Annotated in this window: 13 protein-coding genes; 10 read left to right on the top strand and 3 right to left on the bottom strand. The window is 46.5% G+C overall.

Going from position 1 to position 21,077, the window contains the following annotated elements:
- Positions 1-2: 2 nt before the first annotated feature.
- On the bottom strand, positions 3-1,049 hold the full coding sequence (locus K1Y79_RS10075) for a pectate lyase family protein (protein WP_220249894.1): 1,047 nt from the start codon (positions 1,047-1,049) through the stop codon (positions 3-5).
- A 139-nt stretch (positions 1,050-1,188) separates the two neighbouring features.
- Positions 1,189-4,854 (bottom strand): AraC family transcriptional regulator, encoded by a 3,666-nt coding sequence (locus tag K1Y79_RS10070; RefSeq protein ID WP_220249893.1) that lies wholly within the window; start codon positions 4,852-4,854, stop codon positions 1,189-1,191.
- Between the two features lie 232 nt (positions 4,855-5,086).
- Here K1Y79_RS10070 and K1Y79_RS10065 point away from each other — a divergent pair, with 232 nt between their 5' ends.
- The 7 genes from K1Y79_RS10065 to K1Y79_RS10035 all read left to right on the top strand — a co-directional run bounded on the left by K1Y79_RS10065 (position 5,087) and on the right by K1Y79_RS10035 (position 15,525).
- On the top strand, positions 5,087-5,824 hold the full coding sequence (locus K1Y79_RS10065; protein ID WP_220249892.1) for an SDR family NAD(P)-dependent oxidoreductase: 738 nt from the start codon (positions 5,087-5,089) through the stop codon (positions 5,822-5,824).
- Between the two features lie 250 nt (positions 5,825-6,074).
- On the top strand, positions 6,075-6,599 hold the full coding sequence (locus tag K1Y79_RS10060) for an RNA polymerase sigma factor (protein ID WP_220249891.1): 525 nt from the start codon (positions 6,075-6,077) through the stop codon (positions 6,597-6,599).
- 82 nt (positions 6,600-6,681) lie between these two features.
- Complete coding sequence (locus K1Y79_RS10055; protein WP_220249890.1) at positions 6,682-7,719, top strand: FecR family protein; 1,038 nt, start codon at positions 6,682-6,684, stop codon at positions 7,717-7,719.
- 50 nt (positions 7,720-7,769) lie between these two features.
- The gene (locus K1Y79_RS10050; RefSeq protein WP_220249889.1) at positions 7,770-11,108 is read left to right on the top strand and encodes a SusC/RagA family TonB-linked outer membrane protein; all 3,339 of its coding nucleotides are present in this window, start codon (positions 7,770-7,772) and stop codon (positions 11,106-11,108) included.
- Between the two features lie 20 nt (positions 11,109-11,128).
- Complete coding sequence (locus tag K1Y79_RS10045; protein ID WP_220249888.1) at positions 11,129-13,045, top strand: RagB/SusD family nutrient uptake outer membrane protein; 1,917 nt, start codon at positions 11,129-11,131, stop codon at positions 13,043-13,045.
- Between the two features lie 18 nt (positions 13,046-13,063).
- A complete protein-coding gene (locus tag K1Y79_RS10040; RefSeq protein WP_220249887.1) occupies positions 13,064-14,536 on the top strand; it encodes a pectate lyase family protein in 1,473 nt (490 codons plus the stop codon).
- Positions 14,537-14,574: 38 nt separating this feature from the next.
- Positions 14,575-15,525 carry a pectinesterase family protein gene (locus K1Y79_RS10035; protein ID WP_220249886.1) on the top strand — a complete coding sequence of 317 codons (951 nt, stop codon included), beginning with the start codon at positions 14,575-14,577 and terminating at the stop codon, positions 15,523-15,525.
- Between the two features lie 50 nt (positions 15,526-15,575).
- Here the strand turns inward: K1Y79_RS10035 and K1Y79_RS10030 are convergent, their stop codons facing one another.
- Positions 15,576-15,881, bottom strand: coding sequence for a hypothetical protein (locus K1Y79_RS10030; protein ID WP_220249885.1), 306 nt, complete (start codon positions 15,879-15,881; stop codon positions 15,576-15,578).
- Positions 15,882-16,028: 147 nt separating this feature from the next.
- On the opposite strand from K1Y79_RS10030, the gene K1Y79_RS10025 reads away from it, so the two are divergent.
- The 3 genes from K1Y79_RS10025 (at position 16,029) to K1Y79_RS10015 (ending at position 21,030) form a co-directional block, all read left to right on the top strand.
- The gene (locus tag K1Y79_RS10025; protein ID WP_220249884.1) at positions 16,029-18,197 is read left to right on the top strand and encodes a hypothetical protein; all 2,169 of its coding nucleotides are present in this window, start codon (positions 16,029-16,031) and stop codon (positions 18,195-18,197) included.
- Positions 18,198-18,210: 13 nt separating this feature from the next.
- Positions 18,211-18,720, top strand: coding sequence for a hypothetical protein (locus tag K1Y79_RS10020; RefSeq protein WP_220249883.1), 510 nt, complete (start codon positions 18,211-18,213; stop codon positions 18,718-18,720).
- 690 nt (positions 18,721-19,410) lie between these two features.
- Positions 19,411-21,030 carry an MBL fold metallo-hydrolase gene (locus K1Y79_RS10015; protein WP_220249882.1) on the top strand — a complete coding sequence of 540 codons (1,620 nt, stop codon included), beginning with the start codon at positions 19,411-19,413 and terminating at the stop codon, positions 21,028-21,030.
- Positions 21,031-21,077: the final 47 nt, after the last annotated feature.

Below are 21,077 nucleotides of genomic sequence, written 5' to 3'. Positions count from 1 at the left end.
TATCAGAAAGTAGGGGTTGCTCTTGGGCCAGCGCCGTTCATTACCACAGCAGGTACATCCTGTGCAGGCGTGATTGCATAATTATACGGTGGGGGAGCGACAGTAGTCGTTTCTCCTTTGGTGATTTTGCCGGTACATTGGTTATAGATATTGCCAACCACCCGGATCTTTCCGCCAAGCTGTTCAGAGAGGGGATTATTCACCTTCTGGTAATAATTGTAATCACTATACCAGAAGGAACCTGCGCGTGCGTCAGACGCATAGGAGTTACCTTCGCAGGAGAAATAATTGTTATACAGATGCGCATTGCCCTGCGTGCCGGAAGGCATACGCTGGTCGCATTTTGCGCCCCACCAGTTATGATGCAGCGTAACGTGTAACTTACCGTCTACTTCTGCGCCGACACTGCCCAGTATCATAGTGAAGCGGTGGGCAGTCTGATTCACATAATAGAACTTACACCACGACACTGTAATGTAATCAGACTGGTTATTGATGTCAGCCAGACCATCGGAACAGTCAAATATAGCACAATGATCTACCCATACATGGTTACCGTTCCGGATAGTGATACCATCGCCGTCAGGATTAGTGATGTTGAGATTGCTGATAATGACATTGGTTGTGCCGTTGGCGATGTAGATATTCCCGGTGATCCTTGCGCTGGCGTTAACACCCTGTATCGTCTTGTTGGAAGCAATTGCCACGCGGCCATTCAGATTGATGCTGCCGGATACGCGAATCACATAAGGAGAGGAAGATGTAGCATAGGTCCTGAAATCATTCAGGTTGCTGACAGTCACCGTCGGACCAGCACCGCCTCCTGTAGTCGAGCCGTTGACATTACAATAGCCTGTCTGGCCGGGGAGGGCTGCTGCTGCCGCCGCTGTTGTAACACTGGCAATGGCATCGGATGTGGATACTTTGCCGGCAACTTCCGACTTTGAGCAGGATGAAAATACGCATAAGGCGAAAAAGGATACACAGAGAGCCCATAGCTGGTAATGGCATAGGTGCCGGAAGAAATGCATACGCGTTTTTGTTTTCATAGTTTTTCAGAATTGTGGATGAGTAAAAAGTCTACGGCGGCAAATGTATTTTTTGCCGGATGCAGTGACGTACAAAAACTGATCAGAATGGGTCTAAAAACTGGTAATACTGATTTTTGAACCTGTGGATAGCCATTTTTTAACTGTTACCGGTATCCTTTTCCGGGCTGCGCAGATATTCAGAAGGCGTTTGGCCAAAGCGGTTTTTAAAACAGGTACTGAAATACTTCGGATTACTGAACCCTACAGTATACGCAACGCCAGAAATGTTCTCTTCTCCTGCGTCAAATAGCTGGCGGGCTTTATTCAACCGGGTCTCCCTGACAAATTCCACCGGGGCAGTGTTTGTCAGACTCTTGAACTTTTTATAAAAGGCAGAACGACTCATCGCGATAGCATCCGCTACATCATCCAGGTTAAAATCGCTGTCAGACATTTTCTCATCTACAATATGGATGATCCGTTCCAGAAATTCACGGTCATGATCGGTAACAGTATCTTTCTGCAAGGGCAACCCGTCGGTAACTTCACCAGCAGACAATGCCTCATTGTCTTTTCTGTTATCCACAATTTTCAGGCATAAGGTCTTTTTGTCATCAGTAGTCATTTCAATGTTGATATCGGAATGATCCGGAGAAAACTTAATTGCATTTCCTAACAGATTGTACAATACCGTATCGAGCTTGTCTGCATCAGCAGAAATGACAGGTTCCGGTACATCTGTAGAGACCGTAATTGAGATATGCCGTTTGCGGATAGTTTCACGGAAGTGATGAATGATATTGTCAAGGAAGGGCAGCATAGCTATGTTCGAGAGTCTCAGGTTAGCGCTGCCGCTTTCTGTTTTCCGGAGGTTTAGTAACCTGTTCACAAAGTGCACCATCCGGCTGGTGTTCTTTAGCGCATCCTGCATAAAGGCAGCTCCCTGGGTGGAGAGTTGTTCCTTTCGCAGTATCTCTTCAGCAGGATGGATAATCAGCGTGAGAGGGGTACGCAGCTCATGAGATACTTGAGAGAGATAGTCCTGTCTCAGGTCAGTTAGTTTTCGTTCAACTGTAATCCGTTGTTTTAATTGTAGTAGTGTCGTGCCTGTTCGCACAATGATGAATAACACTATGGCAGTTAGCAGAAAATAGATGACATAGGCTCCCGGCGTTTTCCAGATAGGTGCAAGAATAGTGATGGGCAAACTGCGTTCCGGCGTATTTAGATATAAATATTCCGTCTGACTTTTAACCTCAAACCGGTAATGCCCGGGAGGCAGGCTGGTGTAGGTTATCCGTCGCTGCCCCTTACTGACCTTCCAGGATCTGTCAAAGCCTTTCAGCCGGTACAGATAGTCCTCTCGTTCTCCCAGCCGGTAATCCAGCACGGCAAAGTCAATAGTGATGGTGTTCTGATCGTGTGGCAATCTTAGTTCCTGTAATCCATGGGAATAGGTTGTAAGCAGCGAATCCGCCGGTAAGATATCACGGTTGTTAACCTGGATATTAGTGAATGCAAGTGGCGCATTTATTTTCCTTGTACCGATCTGCTGCGGCATAAATGACCAGTATCCCTCGTTAGATCCGAAAATGATTGCTCCGGTAGACAGGCGCGTACAGGATGCTTCGGAGAAAAAGACATTAGACAATCCATCATATAAACCGAAGTTCTGTATTTTATGCGTCTGCCGGTTAAGTTTGGAAATACCGCTTTGTGTCGTTAGCCAGATATTCTGGTCGTTATCTGCAACGCAGCTGAGTACATAATCTCCGGACAAGCCATTTCTGACCGAGTAATTATCAAACCTGATATCCTGTAAAGGATTGCTGGTGATGGCTTTGCTGATGCCGCCGGAAGAAGTACAGATCCACATGGTATCTGTTACATCCCTGAAGATGTATTGAATGTCATTACCACCGATACTTTTGGTTTCGCCCGGCTGCTTTTTATACACTTTGAAGCGATTGCCGGTTGCTGCCTGGTCCGGATGAAAGATCAGCAGTCCTTCCGTAGTACCTACCCACACGTTGCCCCATTTGTCTTCCTGCAGACATCTTACTTTCGAGAAGTTACCCTCGGGATAGTTCCTGAAAATATGCTGTACGGGCGTAAACGACTGTTGTGTGGTACTGGTATTAATAAGCAGCAGACCGTCTCCGTAAGTGCCTGCCCATATTCTGCCTTTACTGTCTTCCAGTAGGGAATAGACAGCAGTGGTGTGTGCGCCATAGTGTGATAGCCGATAGCGGGTGTATGTTTTGTTTAGGGGTTGTGCTTTGTATAACCCATCAGACTTAGTACCCAGCCATACCTGTTGATGACGATCTTCCATCATGCAGTACACGCCATGTTTCAGGGCCAATGGATTCTCAAATACGTTTTGCAGCAAGTGATCTTTATCAGTAATAAACAGATGGCCCGCTTTGGTGCCAATCCAGCACCGGTCAGCATGATCAGTCAGCAGGCCTCGCACGCCATTCTGTGGGCTATGCTTTGTATCTTCAGCGAGTAATGTTTGCCGGAAGTCATTCTGCTGAAAGACGATCTTTTCCAGGCCCCAGTCTTCTGTGCTCAGCCAGAGTACACCGGTGGTGTCATAGTACCAGGTGGTGATCATATTAGAGAAGCGCCTGCCGGGATCCGCCGGGTTATTGTGGAAATATTCGAGGATCCCCTTTTTGTTGTCATAATAGCCAAATCCGCAGCCCTTCATATATACCCATACGATGCCCTGGTTGTCCTCCCAAACCGCATAATCTTTAGAAGCACGGAGGTAGTTAGCATAATTCTGCTGTTTAAAGTGGTTTACCAGCTGTTCTGCGGGTGCATACCTGATTACGCCATTCTTCTCCGGTTCTATCCATAGAACGCCTCGTTTGTCCTCGTAAAGGGTATGTACCGGGAGGTCTGACACCTGTTGACGGAAATTGATCACCAGGGTAGCAGGAGAGAAGGAGATTACAGCGCCCGAAGCAGTACTGAAGTATAACAAGCCGGTTTGCCTGGAAAGCAGCACATCATTCAATGGTCCGCCGGCTATGCTGATAGGCTCACAGGACAAGGTATTACGGTGGATGACCAGCAGGTATCCTTCTTTGGTGCTCAGGTAATAGTGATCATCATTTTCTGCGAAGCCGGTACAGGTCAGTGGGAGTGGAAGCGTTAACCGATTGCGCCGGTAGCTGCCATCAGGTTGTAACGTAAGCAGGCAGAGCCCTTCTGTTGTGCTGACCCACAGGTTTTGCTGCCTGTCCTTTTTAGAGAATAGGATTTTATTGGCAGGCAGGCTGTTGGCATAGGTCATGCCGGCAGAGAACTGGGTATATGTTGTAGGCCGGCGTGCAGGATGATGTATCAGGAATAGCCCATGGTCTTCGCTTTCCAACCAGACAGCGTTACTATCAGCATAAAGAATAGCGGAAAACCGGATGTCGTTCAATTTGTTGTCATTGAGCAATGTAGACAAGGAGAGGAACTGCTGCGTACTTTTATCAAACCGGTATACCTGGTTATCATAGGCGGTTACCCACAGGAACGGCGGCCCGCCATCTACGATCTGATTAATCCTGTTGTTCCTGAGTTCCGAATGATCGCCAGGGGAGGCTTTAAAAGAGACGAAGTTATGTCCGTCAAACCGGTTAATACCTGCCCAGGTACCGATCCACATAAATCCTTCACTGTCTTTAATAATGCAACGTACGCGGCTGTCGGATAGTCCGTCAGATGTACCATAGTGGCTGATAACGCTTTTAATCTGCGAAATGCCTCTTAAAGATAACAGGGCCAGGAAAGTAAGAATGAAAATACTCCGATTTGGCATGGCAGTAATTCATTAGTTGTTAACGTGTGAATTGTAAAAGACGTGGAATTTCGCAGTTATTAAGATAGTAAAATATCACCTGTGACTGTAAAACCAGCAACAGGGGTCGAAATTGGTAACAACATTTGCCATTTGGCAAATATTATGTGCCCGGCAGCTCCCACCTTTGTCATGTCGAAACAGGGAATATGCATGAAGCAGTTCCATAAATAAACAAATAACTAATATAATTATGAGAACAGCATTAGTTACAGGAGCAAATAAAAGTATCGGTTTTGAAACCGCAAAAATACTGGCACAGAACGGTTACAAGGTTTTCCTGGGTGCCAGAGATGAGCAGAAGGGAAAGGCCGCCGTTGCACAGTTACAAGCAGCCGGCGTTAATAATATTATACCGGTACACCTGGATGTTACTGACCCGTCCTCCGTACAAGCAGCAAAGCAGTTCATCGCACAGGAAACAGGAAGTCTGGACGTACTGGTTAATAATGCCGGTATCCTCGGTACGTTCCCGCAGCCGGCAACGACAATGCCGGTAGCTGACATCCGCGAGGTATTTGATACTAACTTCTTCGGGACTATAACAGTAACGCAGATCTTCCTGGAGCTGCTGCAACAGAGCAAGCAGCCGGTCATTGTTAATATAACATCCGGCCTGGCATCATTGACATTACATGACGATTCGTCCTGGGTATATTACGGCGCAAAAACAGCCGCCTATGGTCCATCTAAAACGGCATTGAATGCGTATACACAAGCCTTGTTTGTAGAGTTGAAGGAAAAAGGATTTAAGGTGAACATTGTCGATCCTGGTTATACAGCTACTGACTTTAATCACCATTCGGGCAATGGTACAGCCGCAGATGCAGCAGCCTTCGTAGCACCTTATGCTATGCTTGGAGCTGATGGGCCAACAGGAAAGTACTTCAGCAGAGATATAGCAGCTGAGGATCGTGTGAGTCCCTGGTAAGATGCAGGATAGCAGTTGTAAGCCGGTATGTAGTGTCATACCGGCTTTTTGAATTGAGATTTATCCTATAAAATCTGCTATTGCTAAAAGATTCCCCCACATTACCTTCGGGAACGATTGCGTAGTTTTTTCAATGGATATGGCAATTAATCCGTAAATATGCTATCTGGTGTCATGAACCAGCCACGCTGCCCTGCGCCGGACGGGTTGTTCTGTTACACCACATTTCCACGAGAAAAACTGAAACGTTATGATTGGCGCAATTAAGAAAGGTGATCACTTTGCGTATGAGCAGGCATTCCTGCAACTTCGCAGCCGGCTTTACGGTTTTTTCCTTCGTAAAACGCATTGCTCCGAAGATGCCAGGGATCTTGTGCAGATTACTTTCCTTAAACTCTGGCAGTACCGTCACACATTAGATGAAAACTATACAATAGAACAACACTTATTCAGTATCTCCAGAACAGTATTTATAGACTATCTGCGCAGGCAGCAGACGGCAGAGAAGTCGCGCCATATGTTCATGAGCGACAATGTCTGCTATATTCCAGAAGACTTTGACCTGCGTCAGAAAGTATATGCTGTACTTGACGGGATGCCCTGTATGCGAAAGAAAGTATTTGAACTACACCGGTTCCATGGATTATCCTATGCCGAAATTGCCTCCCATCTGTCCATCACCGTTAAGTCAGTAGATAACCACGTTGCCAAAGCAGTACGGCTGATTAAAAAAGTTGTATTGATACATGTTTTCCTGCTACCAGGAATTTTCTAAGATTTTTTTTAAAAAGGCGGAGGTATAATGATTGCTGCTGCGTAATTACTTATAAGGACTTTCTATGGAAATCAATGATGACATGATACGAAGGTTCTTCGACCGCAGTTGTAATGAGGAAGAAGCAACACTTGTAGCACGCTGGCTGAAGGATCATCCGGAGGTGGCAGATCAATACTACAAAGAGAGCGATTGGATCCATGAGACCGGCGAACAACTTCCTGCTGCAGGATGGGATGCCATATGGCGTCAGGTGATAAAAACAATCAGGAGAAGGAATCTGCTGAATGGTATGGCATATAGCCTGTCAGCCGCTCTATGCATACTGCTGTGTTATATATTTATGTTCAGAACATCGGAACAGCCGGTAAGGCCAATGGCGGTGAAGCAACCCGTTGTTGCTACTGACAGTCTGCACTGGCGCAATGATAGTGATACTGCTGTACAGCACATATTTGCAGACGGTACCGTGGTGCAATTAATGCCGCACAGCTATGTAAAGATCAGTCAGCAGGAATGGAAGAAGACCCGGGCAGTATATATGAAAGGAGCAGCCGTATTCCATGTAGCACCCGATCAGGAAAGGCCGTTTGTTACTTACTGTAACAGCTTGTCTGTACAGGCGCTGGGCACTGTTTTCTCCATAAAGCAGGGAAGTGATGATTACGTCAGTGTCAGGTTGTATGAAGGGAAAGTAATGGTGAAATCAGTGGCAGATCATACCAGGAAGACAAAAGCGCAGTTCACCAGTTATCTGAAGCCGGGACAGGAGCTGATCCTCCCATTAAACACGCTTATGCCGCGCCGGCAGTATTTCCTGCAGGGACAGAGAGGGACAGCATTTGTTAAGAAAAGAACAGTACATAAAACGCCGGTCATACAACCAACAGGATGGTTTGAATTTACCAGTCAGCCACTGACAGATGTCTTCACCACATTGGAAGTATTGTACGGCGTACAGATTCATTATAATAAAGCCACGTTGGAGAAATTGTTTTTTATCGGCAGATTCGAGCCGGATGAATCCATTGAGGACATTCTGGGGACTATTGCCCTGCTGAACAATCTGAAAGTAACAAAGCGATCCGACAACAACTATTATGTAAACAGAAAGGGATAACCACGTAGCCCGATCAGAAGTATTATTTCTTAAACAACATTACTTACAGTATGACAAGATTGATTGTCAGCATTTGTGCTGCACTTATGCTTTGCTGCGTACATCCGTCTCCAGTAAGCGCGCAAACCAGCTACGGTACGGTAAAGGGTCTCGTCAGAGACGAACAGGGGCAACCTATTCCCGGGGTGACTGTAACAGCAGTGAACACGAAAACGGAATTTAAAACAGGCACACAGACTGATACCAGCGGTGTATTTGTATTTAACAGACTGCCAGCTGGCGTAGCCTATCGCTTTATTTTCAGCAGTATCGGTTTTGCAAGCCAACGTATTGAAGGGCATGTGGTAGGTGCTGGCGCTACAACTTCGCTGGTTGCAAAGCTGGTCTCAGAATCCTCCAAACTCAATGATGTAGTGGTTATAGGATACCAGGCCTTCCGAAGAGGAGACCTGCTGGCAGCATCTTCCGGCGTAACATCCAAAGACCTGAAGACGAACCCGCTTAACAATGCGGCAGAAGTACTCCAGGGACGGCTGGCGGGTGTACAGATCACTATGTCAGAAGGCTCGCCGGGTGCAGAGCCTGTTATCAATATACGTGGCCGCGGTTCTATCACCCAAAGCAGTGAACCGCTTTATGTGGTAGATGGTATCCCTATGGATAATGCGCTGAACGTGTTGAATCCGCAGGATATAGAATCTATCAATGTGTTAAAAGACGCTGCCTCCACAGCTATCTATGGTTCCCGGGGCGCAAATGGGGTGGTAGTAATTACCACTAAAGGAGGTCGCAATACAAACGGCAGAACGTTGGTTGCCTACAACATGTTCTACGGTATCCAGCAGCTGGCCCGTCCCATAGAAATGATGGATGCCCGCGACTTTGTAAACTACCAGTATGAGCGGGCCTGGTGGCGCGGCGATACGGCCGGAGCTGTTAAACGGTATATCCGCGTTCCGGAAAACTACGACACTATTGCTACTTTCGGCAAAGGCATCGATTGGCAGGACAGAACTATGGGAGCAAACGCCTTACAGTCTTCGCACAATGTGAGCGTAGCCGGTGGCAACGAAAACACCACCTACAATCTCAGCCTCACAGCTGTGAAGCAGGACGGTATTCTGATCAATTCCAGTCTGGATCGTAAGAACCTCAACTTCCGTATTGACCATAAAGCCAATAACCGCTTCCGCTTCGGGTTCAATGCCCGCTATACCCGTCAGCTGATACTGGGTGCAGGTACGTCTGACGCCGGCGGGGCAGGAGGTAACCGCCTGCGGCAATATACCCGCTACAAGCCCGTCATATTGCCGGGAGAGGAAGAAGACTCCTACGACCCCACACTGGATCTTAATAATGCCGGTAACGGCTTTAATATTCTGAATCCGCTGTTGCTGGCAGATGCAGAAGTACGTAAGCGATATATCAATCAGCTGAACCTGAACGGTAACTTTTCCGTGGAGCTGATAAAGCATGTGACCTTCCGCTCGCAGCTGGCTTTTAATGTGACCAATACCAACAACAGATCATTCGATGATACGCTGACTAACAATGCCAAAAGCAATAATAAGCAGCCGGTGGTGATACTGGGCGATAACCAGGTGATGCAGCTGGTTAATTCCAATGTACTGTCTTACTCCAACGGATCTTTATTTGGTACCAAACATAGTTTCAGTATGCTGCTCGGACAGGAAACGCAGAAGACGACCACCAGCAGGTATGATCAGACAATCAGATATTTCCCTATTGGTATTACGGCCGACCGTGCATTTAATAACCTGCAGCTGGCAGCTGCATCTACGACGGCCTATCCGCAGCAGCAACCCTCCAGCTCGCAGGTACCGGTATCACTGGCCTCCTTCTTTACCACCATTGACTACAATTACGCACAACGGTATTATGCGAAACTGACCATGCGTGCTGACGGATCGTCCTTATTTGGTACGGAGAATAAGTGGGGCTACTTCCCTTCAGGTGTGCTGTCGTGGAGGGTCAGCAGTGAGCCATTCTTCAAAAGTAAATGGGTAGATGACCTGAGAATGCGCGTTTCATACGGTATAGCCGGAAATAACCGCATTACGCCCTTCTCTTACCGTACACAGTATATTAGTCCGTCGAATGGCGGATACGGACTTAACGGGGTGCTGAATGGTGTTTATAACCCTTCCAACCTGGGCAACGACAAGCTGAGATGGGAATCGCAGATTGCCCGCAACCTGGGAGTAGACCTGACAATCTTCAAAAATCGTATTACGCTGACCACGGATGTGTACTACAATACCTCTAAAAATCTGTTGCTGAATCAGGCGATCCCTTCTTCCACAGGGTATACTGCGCAGTTCCAGAATATCGGCGCTACCAGTAATAAGGGGTTGGAAATTCAGCTGTCTGCGGATATTATCCGTAAACAGTCCTTCAGTTACAGTGCGAACTTCAACATCTCCTTCAACAAAAACCGGATTACCAGCCTGGGTGGAAACAATATCATCCTCCGTAACTCCGGCTGGTTTAGTGGTACTAACTTCCCCGCAGATTATATCCTGAAAGTGGGTGAAGAAGTGGGCACTATGTATGGATATATCAACGACGGCTTCTATACAACGGCAGATTTTACCACCGCACCTTATTCAAATGCGAACTATCCGGAACTGACCACACAGTACAACCTTAAAAAAGATGTGGCTTCCAATGCCGGTATTCTGGCAGATCCCCTGCAACCCGGCTCGCCTAAGTTCAGGGACTTAAACGGAGACGGTGTGATTGATGCAGATAAAGACCGGACTATCATAGGGCGCTCGCAGCCCAGGTTTTACGGCGGATTAACACAATCCCTGACCCTGGGGAACTTTGACCTGAACATCTTTGTCAACTTTGTATATGGTAACAAAGTTTTCAATGCTAACAAACTGGAATACGGCAGTGCATATGGCAGCGAAGTAAACCTGCTGAAATCAGCGAATGGCAGATGGCGTATGATTGATCAGGAAGGCCGCCTGGTGCAACGTACGGTGAATAGCGGGGGCAGCACGGTAGTCATTGGTGTGGATTCATCGTCACTCAGCAATGTAAACCGCAACGCCGGACTGTGGTTCCCCTCTACCAGTGTGAATGGATTTTACTCTCAGAGTTATGCTGTTGAAAATGGGTCTTACATCAGGATCAACAATATCACCCTGGGGTACAACCTGCCAAAAGCATTGTTGTCAAGAGTAGGTATCAGTAATGTGCGTGTGTATATGACCGCAAACAATGTGGCCACTATCACCGGTTATACGGGTTATGATCCGGATGCGAATACCAGAAGGAATGATCCTACTACATCGGGCGTGGACTATGCTGCTTACCCAAGAGCGCGGACTTATGTAATGGGACTGAACGTTAACTTTTAATTATCCCAAAGCTTATTCATATGAACTTAGTGAAGAAACATTTTTATATCGTTGTACTGATGGCATTGATGACCACTGCGGTGGGCTGTAAGAAGTTTCTTGAGCCGGAGGCAGTATCCTCATTTGATGTGGAATATATCTTTGATGATGTGCAGAATGCCAGGAAAGCATTACTGGGCGCTTACATGTCCATGTCCGGAGACTTTGGATACGGTATCCGCATCAGTGGCTACTGGCCCTATGATACAGACGAACTGCTGAAAGGTACTAATCCGAATACCAATGACGAAGGACAGTTGCTGGCCAAGTACCTGGGTATACCCTCCAATCTGCAGATTACTAATCCTTTTAACCAGATGTACCAGGGTATCGAACGTGCTAATTTGTGTATCTACAATATACCAAAGATGGCAAAGTATACCGGTGGAAATGTGCAGGAACAGGCGCAGCTGAAAAGGATGCATGGTGAAGCGCTGGTATTGCGAGCGCAATACTATTATGAGCTGTGCCGCAACTTCGGCGACGTACCCGCACAGTGGCAGCCATCACAGTATGAAACAGAACTGTACAAACCCCGTACCAGCAGAGATTCTATTTATGATCGCCTGCTGCGCGACCTGCAGGAAGCACAGGCGCTGATGCCATGGCGTACCGAAGTACCAGGTATTGGCGACCCTACAGATCAGCGGTTTACTAAAGGCGCTGCAAAAGCTTTACGTGCAAAGATTGCATTGACAAGGGGCGGGTATGCCTTGTCGGTATCTCAGCAAACAATGGTGAGATCGGCAGACTACCTGGATTATTATAAGATTGCCAGGGATGAATGTGCAGAGATTATTGCGAATCCTGCACAACATGATCTGTACCCTTCCTATAAAGGACTGTTCAAAGAGTACCTGCTGGCGCATAACCTGAACGACCCGTCAGGGGAATTTATTATGGTAGCGTCTATGGCGTTTGGTACCAACTCGGACAGTAAACTGGGTATCCAGACTGGTACGCGTATGAACGGTACCGGCGGCGGTAACCTGAGTGTACTGCCTACTTACTTTTATATGTTTGACTCTACAGATATCAGAAGAGATATTACCTGTGTGCCTTACGAGATCACCTTTGATACCATCAAAACCGGGCATACAATCAACACTATTAATGACGGTAAATTCAGAAGAGAATGGGTGACCAATCCGAGCTTTGTTTTCAGTTCGGGTAATTCCGCTGTATCTAATCGTCCTGCTATTAACAATAGCCTGCAGAATATGCAACTGAGCTGGCCTTTAATCCGGTTTGCAGATGTATTACTCTGGTATGCTGAAGCGGAGAATGAATTGAATGGTGGTCCTACAGCTGGTGCTATTGATGCAGTCAGCCGGGTAAATAAAAGGGGGCACGGCGGTAGTTACACAGAGACTGCTCCAGTGATCCCCAATGACAAGACCGGATTTTTCAAATTCCTGGTAAAGGAGCGTATGCTGGAATTTGGCGGAGAGGGTGTACGCAAGTATGATCTGATCCGTTGGAATTTACTGGAAACAGCTATCCGTGAGACACGTGCCCGGTTACAGGCATGGGCCGGTGCAACAGAAACCAATCATCCGCCATTAGCCCCTTATTCTTACATGGCAGACGGACCGGCATATGCGAGCGATGCTTCGCAGCTGCCAAGTTACCTGTATTTCTTCCGTACACCGCCCCGTTCCAACATAGATGATTTTAATCCTTTCCTGTATTCATATTATAAACCTGGTCCAGTGGAAGTAGCACCAGCCGGCCAGGTCAGGGTAGCCTGGTGGATAGGTGGTACTGTGACAGCTCCACAGACATTCACGAATGCCTTTGCCCAGGGATTCACGGCAAACAAAAGTGAACTGATGCCATTGCCGCAGACGCAACGTGACGTGAATCCAAATCTGAGTCCGCAGAATCCCGGGTATTAATTATCTTAACTATCCTTTATGTTGCAGCAAACAATTATACGAAAAGTGCTGTTAAAAACAGCCATGACAGCCTGTGTAAGTACCCTGTTACTGGCAGATCTGTATGCGCAGAAACCCGCGTTCCCCGGGGCTGAAGGAGCGGGTATGTTCACTTCCGGTGGCCGGGGTACGCCGGATACCGCTACTACTGTGATGGAAGTAACAAATCTGCTGGATGATGGTCAGCCGGGAAGCCTGCGTTATGCGCTGAGTGCAAACGCCGCTTACAGAACAGTTATCTTCCGGGTATCGGGTACGATACATCTGACGTCGGCGTTGCGGATCAAGGCAAATACTACTATCGCCGGACAAACAGCTCCTGGGGCGGGTATTTGTGTGGCAGATTATCCGGTGAGCATTGGAGGGGATAATGTGATTGTAAGATATATGCGGTTCCGCCTTGGTGACCGCTACCAGAAGAAGGTGGATGCCAATGGTAATCCGGTGGATGGTAGCGGCGGAGATGACGCTTTCGGCGGATTAGGCAGGAACAACATTATCATTGATCATGTATCTGCCAGCTGGAGTACAGATGAAGCACTGACTATTTACCGGGGCGATAAACTGACAATACAGTGGTGTATCATATCAGAGCCGCTGAATTATTCCTATCATTTTGAAATAGGAGATACCGACTATGAGCAGCATGGCTACGGAGGTATCTGGGGGGCTAAAAGAGGTAGTATGCACCACAACCTGATAGCACATTGCCGTAACAGGAATCCGCGGTTTGCGGGCGTCAGTACTTATACTCCCAATACGCCCGGTACAGAGAACGTTGATTTCCGGAATAATGTAATTTATAACTGGGGCATCAATACCGTATATGGAGGAGAAGGAGGCAATTATAATATCGTGAACAACTATTACAAATATGGTCCTAACACAGGCAGCGGCGTACGGTATCGCATCTGTAATCCGAGTAAGAGCGCCGCTATTGGTTTCGGAAAATGGTATGTGAATGGCAACTTCGTGGACGGTTCTCCGGGTAATACCGCCAATAACTGGAACGGTGTGAGTCCGGTGGATAGTGTCCAGGCGCGGGCCAATACCGCGTTTGATATTGGTTATACTATCCACACAGAGACACCTGAACAGGCGTATACGGCTGTATTGCAGAAGGCAGGATGTGCTTTGCCGGAACGTGATACATTGGATCAGCGGATCACTGACAACGTGCGTAACAGAACCGGGCGTATCATTGATGTACAGGGAGGGTATCCGCATGGCACTGCTTACGGGCAGACAATTCATGCATGGCCATCTCTGCGATCAATAGCTGCGCCGGCAGATAGTGACCATGATGGCATGCCGGATGATTATGAAAGGACAAACGGATTGAATCCGGCGGATGCCGCAGACAGAAACGGTTATTCCGCCAATGGGTATACTAACCTGGAAAATTACCTGAACAGCCTGACCCATGAGGGCAAGCGGGCAATCAGGCACTGAAGTACAACAGATAAATAATAACAGAACGGCGAAATTATATGCGAAATGTATGTTTGAGATGGCTATTGCTTTTCTTCCTGTTGCCGGTTACGATATGTAAGGCCGGCAGGATAGTGGTAGCAAAAGATGGTTCGGGTAATTACCGTACCGTACAGGAAGCGATCAATGCAGTGGCGGATGATAGTGACGAGATCACAGTAGTATTCATTAAGAATGGCACTTACAAAGAGAAGCTGGTATTGCCGGAGACTAAAATCAATGTGCATTTCATTGGAGAGAGTGTGACCGGTACAATTCTTACTTACGATGATTATGCCTCCAGAAAGGATAGCGCCGGCAATAATATCGGTACATCGGGTTCTTCCAGCTTCTTTATTTACGGAGCAGGTTTCCGGGCGGAGAATATTACGTTTGAGAACAGCGCAGGTCCGGTGGGGCAGGCAGTCGCTGTGAGAGTGACGGGGGACAGAGCGGCATTTATCAATTGCCGGTTTCTGGGCTATCAGGATACTTTGTATACGCATGGAGCAGACAGCAGGCAGTATTATTACAAGTGTTATATAGAGGGCACGGTAGATTTCATCTTCGGTGCAGCAACCGCTGTTTTTGACAGCTGTACCCTGTATGGTAAACTTGGGGGGTATTATACGGCAGCCTCTACCCCTGAGCATAAGTCTTTTGGCTATGTATTCCTCCGTTGCAACATCACCGGTGATGCACCTGCAGGTTCCTTTTACCTGGGGAGGCCGTGGCGGCCCTGGGCAAAGACAGCATTTATAGGTTGCGAGCTGGCAGCTACAGTGACCCCAGCCGGATGGAATAACTGGGGCAAGACTGATAATGAGCGCACTACCTGCTATGCAGAGTATAATAACCGGGGGGTAGGAGCAGCTGTTACCGGAAGAGTATCATGGGCGCATCAGCTGACTACCGGGGAGGCAAGGCAATATACCATAGACAATATTCTGTCTGGCTGGAAGCCACAATAAGCTGAAATCCTGATTTCTTTACTACAGGTCCATATCAAAACGCCCGTCAGTCACCCTGACGCGTTTACCGTCTTTGTGCACGGCATCGAACCAGAAAGTACCTGCCTTTTATCCTTTGCACTCAGGTGAAAGTAATAGCCGTTTTCAGTATTGTACTTATGCTGATAAAAGCAGTCATAGAGTGGCGTCGTATTCCCGAAAGGCGCTCTGTTCCGGACCAGCTTCCCATCAACATAACAGGCTACAACGTTTCTGCCTTCGGCCGTTTCAGCCGGCAGGGTATCTTTTTTACAGGCTGTCTGTGAGATAATGGCAACAAATAACAGGGTGCGGTACAGGGAGGAAACTATTTTCATGTGGTAATATGAATATGCAACGAATGTATATAATCTCTGCGTCAGGTATGTTGGTATTAGAAAAACTTAACACATATTAAAGGGGCTGGCAGAGAAATGGTATAATACTTATCTTTATCCTACCAGATCATCCTCAAATATGGCCCTATGACGTACGAAACCAAGATTGTTATGAAAGATGCGGTACGTAACGCCGCTACCGTTGTGAATAGTTCGCCTTTAAAGCAGCATCCTGCAATACATCCCTTCCAGTTCAACAGCCTCCCTGGCAATAGCCGTCGTGCACCTGTTGTACAACGTGTTGAGATTAAAACAGGGGTGGGAAAAGATCCTGCCGGTACGAACAACCACAACGTAACGGAGATGGAAGTAGTGAATGCCCTTTATAAGAAGTTTCTCGCATTCTCCAAACACGATTATCCAAGTCCGATACACATAGACCACAAGTCAAATGCAGCACGTACGAACTGGGATGATGAGCATGCACTGGGCGAGCCCCGTAACCTGGGAGATAAGCCCCTGAATGCCTTGTGGCAGATCGTAATGGACTACAAGAAATCCAGAACGCTTGGTTTAATAAACATTACGTCTGAAAAGAATGAAGGCCTTTCCACGGCCCGTTATAACCAGTATGGTCCGACCAGTTACAGCACCGGCGGAAGAGATACGATGGTGTATAAATATCCGCTGAAAGAAGAGGCCGTAGAGGATGAAAAGGCGGCCAAAACAGCCTCAGACAAAGGCGTGTCTTACAAGCTGGCAATTACAAAATTTAAAGAAATAAGAACAGCTACTAAACTTACAGATGCCGAGATTGCTGCAGGCATCCTGAGCTTTTATAAGGACGGCGTAGTACCAAAGATCATTCAGGATAAGCAACAGGCGCGGAATTTTGGCTATCTGGTAACTTTAATGACGGTGCCGGAGTCTGTCAGAAGTGTGGGAACATTTGCTTTCGGGCTTATTATGCTGGATAATATCAGTAAGGGCAAGGCAACATCCGAGGAGACTTTTGAAGCACCGGCTGGTGTGATGACGCAAATTGAAGGTAGAGAGCAGATACGATCCGATAATGCTAAAATAAAAGCTGCAAAAGGCCGGGTTGAAAAGGAAAAAAAGAAGGAAAAGTCAAAACAGAAAATCAGTGAAAAAGATGCAAAACTGGCTAAGAAGGCGATTGCAGCGGTGGCACCGAAGTATAAAGATGCTATCGATAGAGGAGGTTTGTACGCGCCTGCATTTACCGGTAGTAAGCCTCCGCTGAATCAGATGGAGGATAAAGCGGAAGCTGGTGATCTGTCTTTACATGGAGACAACGTGAAAGAAACGGAGCCTGTCTATTACTGGAATACCACCTTGAAACGATACAACACGATGGTAAAGGTATTTATGAATGGTCATCCGGAGCTGTTGAGTTTCAAGAAACGAATCAAAAGTAAAGAGCGTGTAATCAGAAAACTGACAGACAGGATTATTGACCATTTTGGAATAGGGACGGAAATAACAGCGCCTACTACCACCAGACGTGAAATAGGCCGGGAAGCCAGCAAAGTACTACACAATATGAATATGGAGATCCAGCCTGAGAAATTTCAAAAACCGGATCTTATACCTTCTGCCGGTGCGTTGGGCGTATCCGCCTTCACGTTTGCCGCAGCAAGACAAGGAGAGGAGGAAGAAGAATTTACCGAAGATCTGTTCGAGCGGCAGGGACGTACCCATACATCGTTCAGTAGCAGTTTTGCCAGTCATGAGCTGCGGCCTTCATCGCCTACAAGGGGCTTTGGGGAGGTGCTTGACGATGTAGGGAGCTTTGTTACGTCTAACAGGGCGCTGCGCCGGGATGATACAACCGGCACTTTTAGCGGTATACCGGACGAAATGGAGTATCTCAGTCACGACCTTTCACTCAGTAGAACCTCCCGGGAGATCAACACTTCCCTTTTGGTGGAGCAGAAAGCGAAAGCGGATGAGGAGAGGCGCATGGCGAAGAAACGGAAAGCAGTTGTATTAAATCCGACGGGTCAGAAGGGGCGTACTGATAACAGCAGTGGAAGCGAACATAGACGGAAGTTCTCCACACCTCAGATGAGGAAGATGCAGTTTATAGGTGATATTCAGAAAGTCGTTACCGATATTTTAGTGACGATACAGGAACAATACTCGAAGAAAGAGATGCTGGCGATGATTAAAGGGCACGAGCCATTTATGGAGTTTGTTCGTGGCCGTCTCGCAACAGAAACTGATCTGAAGATGAGCGATGCGGAAGTAGAAAATATCATTTCTAATCAGTTAAACTTGTTTGGCTTCAGATAAGTAATAATTCCCTATGCCTTATACAGCAGATATCATTACCACCATGGTGCAATTTATTGAATCGATCGGCATCCCGGTGGTATTTGAAACGATTAACGAACCAACCTTTGTACCCGGTATTCTGGTAAATAAAGGCACACTGATTGTGGACAGGAAGCAACTGAGCTATCCCGGAGATCTTTTGCATGAAGCAGGGCACATTGCCGTAGCAATACCGGCAGACAGGCAGCTGATGCATGGAGATGTAGGTGCTATCTCAGAGAAGGGGAAAGCCGACGGAGAAGAGATGATGGCGATTGCCTGGAGTTATGCAGCGTGTGTCTACCTGGGCATTGATCCCGCAGTTGTTTTTCATTCAGCGGGATATAAAGGCGCTGCTGATTGGTATATTGAACAATACACGAGCGGCACCATGTTGTATGTGCCGGTGTTACAATGGGCAGGCTTTTGCTATGACGCAGCAGCAGCTGCCAATAATGGGGTACAGCCCTTTCCGCATATGATCCGGTGGATGCGGGCATAGCGAATGCAGGTAACCGGTATTTCTGCATAGATATACTGTGTAAAAATGAAATAACTGTCTCAGCTATACTTTACCATAACTACAACGCATAGTGCAATACAAGTGCAGCGATTCTAATAGATATATCGAAATCATGATAATTTTTCGCGTATGCTCTGCACTGTTATTGCAGCGAAGAGAAAATATTAAGTGTATATTTTGTACCGGCGTCATTCATTTTGCCGTTGCAGTGTTCGCGCTGTAATCCTTTATGGTAAAGGATTGGAGTAAATGTGTATAATGGATGCATTTTTAGGTCGAGTTATATTATCTGTTCGTTACGATGATTTTTGTTTTTGATTATTCAAATCATAAACAGTAATTTTAGGAATACTTATTTAGTATGCTTAGCTATTTAACCCGTATGTAAAGTATTAAATTTGCCACCGTCTTATGAGCTTTACATGAAATTGATGATGATGACCCGCGTTTGTATTATAGCTCAATTTATCAGAATAACTTTATTGAAACAGGTAAAATAAATTCGTGAACCGGTCACTGCAAATGCGTGTCCCTCAACTCAGGAAGCGATAATGAAATAACCTACAAATCGATAAAATCTAACTGTTACCCATAGTGTTTGTACCCATTTCTGGTTGGGCACAGGAAACCTTTTGTCTTAAAAAACCATTGATACAAAATCCTTTTTTTATGCAACAGCAACTATATTATCTCCGTCCAAATGTTGTTATGGAGCCATTAGTGGATAACTGGTATGCATGGAGTCATCTTATTTCTCCGGCTACAGCAGCCATGAACATTGTAGGCAGGCATATGACTATAATGGAATCATATATGATGGCACCTAATATTCATGCGGAAGCGATCCTCAATCCCAATCTGCGCGGTGGCCCATTTATGGATATCCCCGTTGAACGGGCCGGAGAAGTGAAAGCATTGTATCAGCAGACGGTTGAGAAACAAGCCCCGCTGATTGAACTCAGCAAAGCTATTAAAGAACTGGATAAGATCCTGGCAGCTGAAGCAAAGGGTTTCCGGATGGAGCCTTTATATGAGAAGGTTCCTGACATATTAAAAGGGTATGTAGAGTTATATTATGATCGTCATAACCACCCCGGATTCCGCTTCTTTGAATCCTTACTGTATAACAGCCCTTACTATAATAAGGACTCCCAGAGTGTGGCACTGTGGGTAACGGATAACGATCACCGGCCGTTTGTGTTAAGTACGCCACGTATAGGAGAAGAGAACGTATTACAGTTGCAGGTGCCATTTGATCATCCGGGACTGGATGAACTGGCTAAAATGAAACGTACGCCACGTTCGCTGGAATATATCAAAGAAATACTGAGTATCTCTTCTGAAGATAATGCGCTCTTTGAGACGTTCTTTACACAGGAAGAGCCTGCACGCTATGAACCATATACGGGAGATAAGATCCGCATGCGCTATTTTGGTCATGCCTGTATCCTGGTAGAAACGAAAGACATCAGCATACTTGTTGATCCGCTGATCAGTTACTATGGTTATCATTCTGACGTAGATCATTTCTCTGATCTGCATTTGCCTGATGTGATTGACTATGTGCTGATTACACACAATCATCAGGATCATATTCTTTTCGAGACACTGCTGCCACTGCGTCACAAGATCAAACATATTATTGTGCCACATACTAATAGTGGTAAGCTGGAAGATCCGGATCTGAAGCTGATGTTTAACAATATTGGTTTTAACAATGTAATCGCAATTGATGAAATGGAAACAATCCGGTTCTCAGATGCGGTGATTACAGGTATTCCATTTACAGGTGAACACAGTGATATGAACATTATTACGAAGTCCTGTTACTTCGTACAGATCGGTCAATTCCGACTCGTATTTCTCGCAGACTCGCGCATACTTGAACCATCTCTCTATAAACACATTCAGCAGGTTACAGGAGACCCTGATGTAATGTTCCTGGGTATGGAGTGTGATGGCGCTCCATTGTCCTGGTTGTACGGCCCACTGCTGACTAAAAAGCTGTCCCGTGAGCAGGATAACAGCCGGAGATTGTCCGGATCTGATTGTGATAAAGGCATGTCGCTGGTGAATATTTTCAATCCTAAAGAAGTGTATGTATATGCGATGGGGCAGGAGCCTTGGGTTGAATTTATCAGTAGTATAAAATATACGGACGAGTCTAACCCGATCATTCAATCTAATCATCTGATCAGGCTCTGCGAAGAGAAGGGCATTGTTGCTGAGAGACTCTTTGGTGAGAAAGAACTATTATACGATAAACAACTGACGCCTGTAGAGGCCTGATTTTTCTAATCTGTTTATTGCCGCTTAAGTGATTTGAATTTTTAAGG

Source organism: Chitinophaga rhizophila (assembly GCF_019492185.1).
Taxonomy (GTDB): Bacteria; Bacteroidota; Bacteroidia; order Chitinophagales; family Chitinophagaceae; genus Chitinophaga; species Chitinophaga rhizophila.
This window is presented reverse-complemented; position numbering and strand designations above follow the sequence as displayed.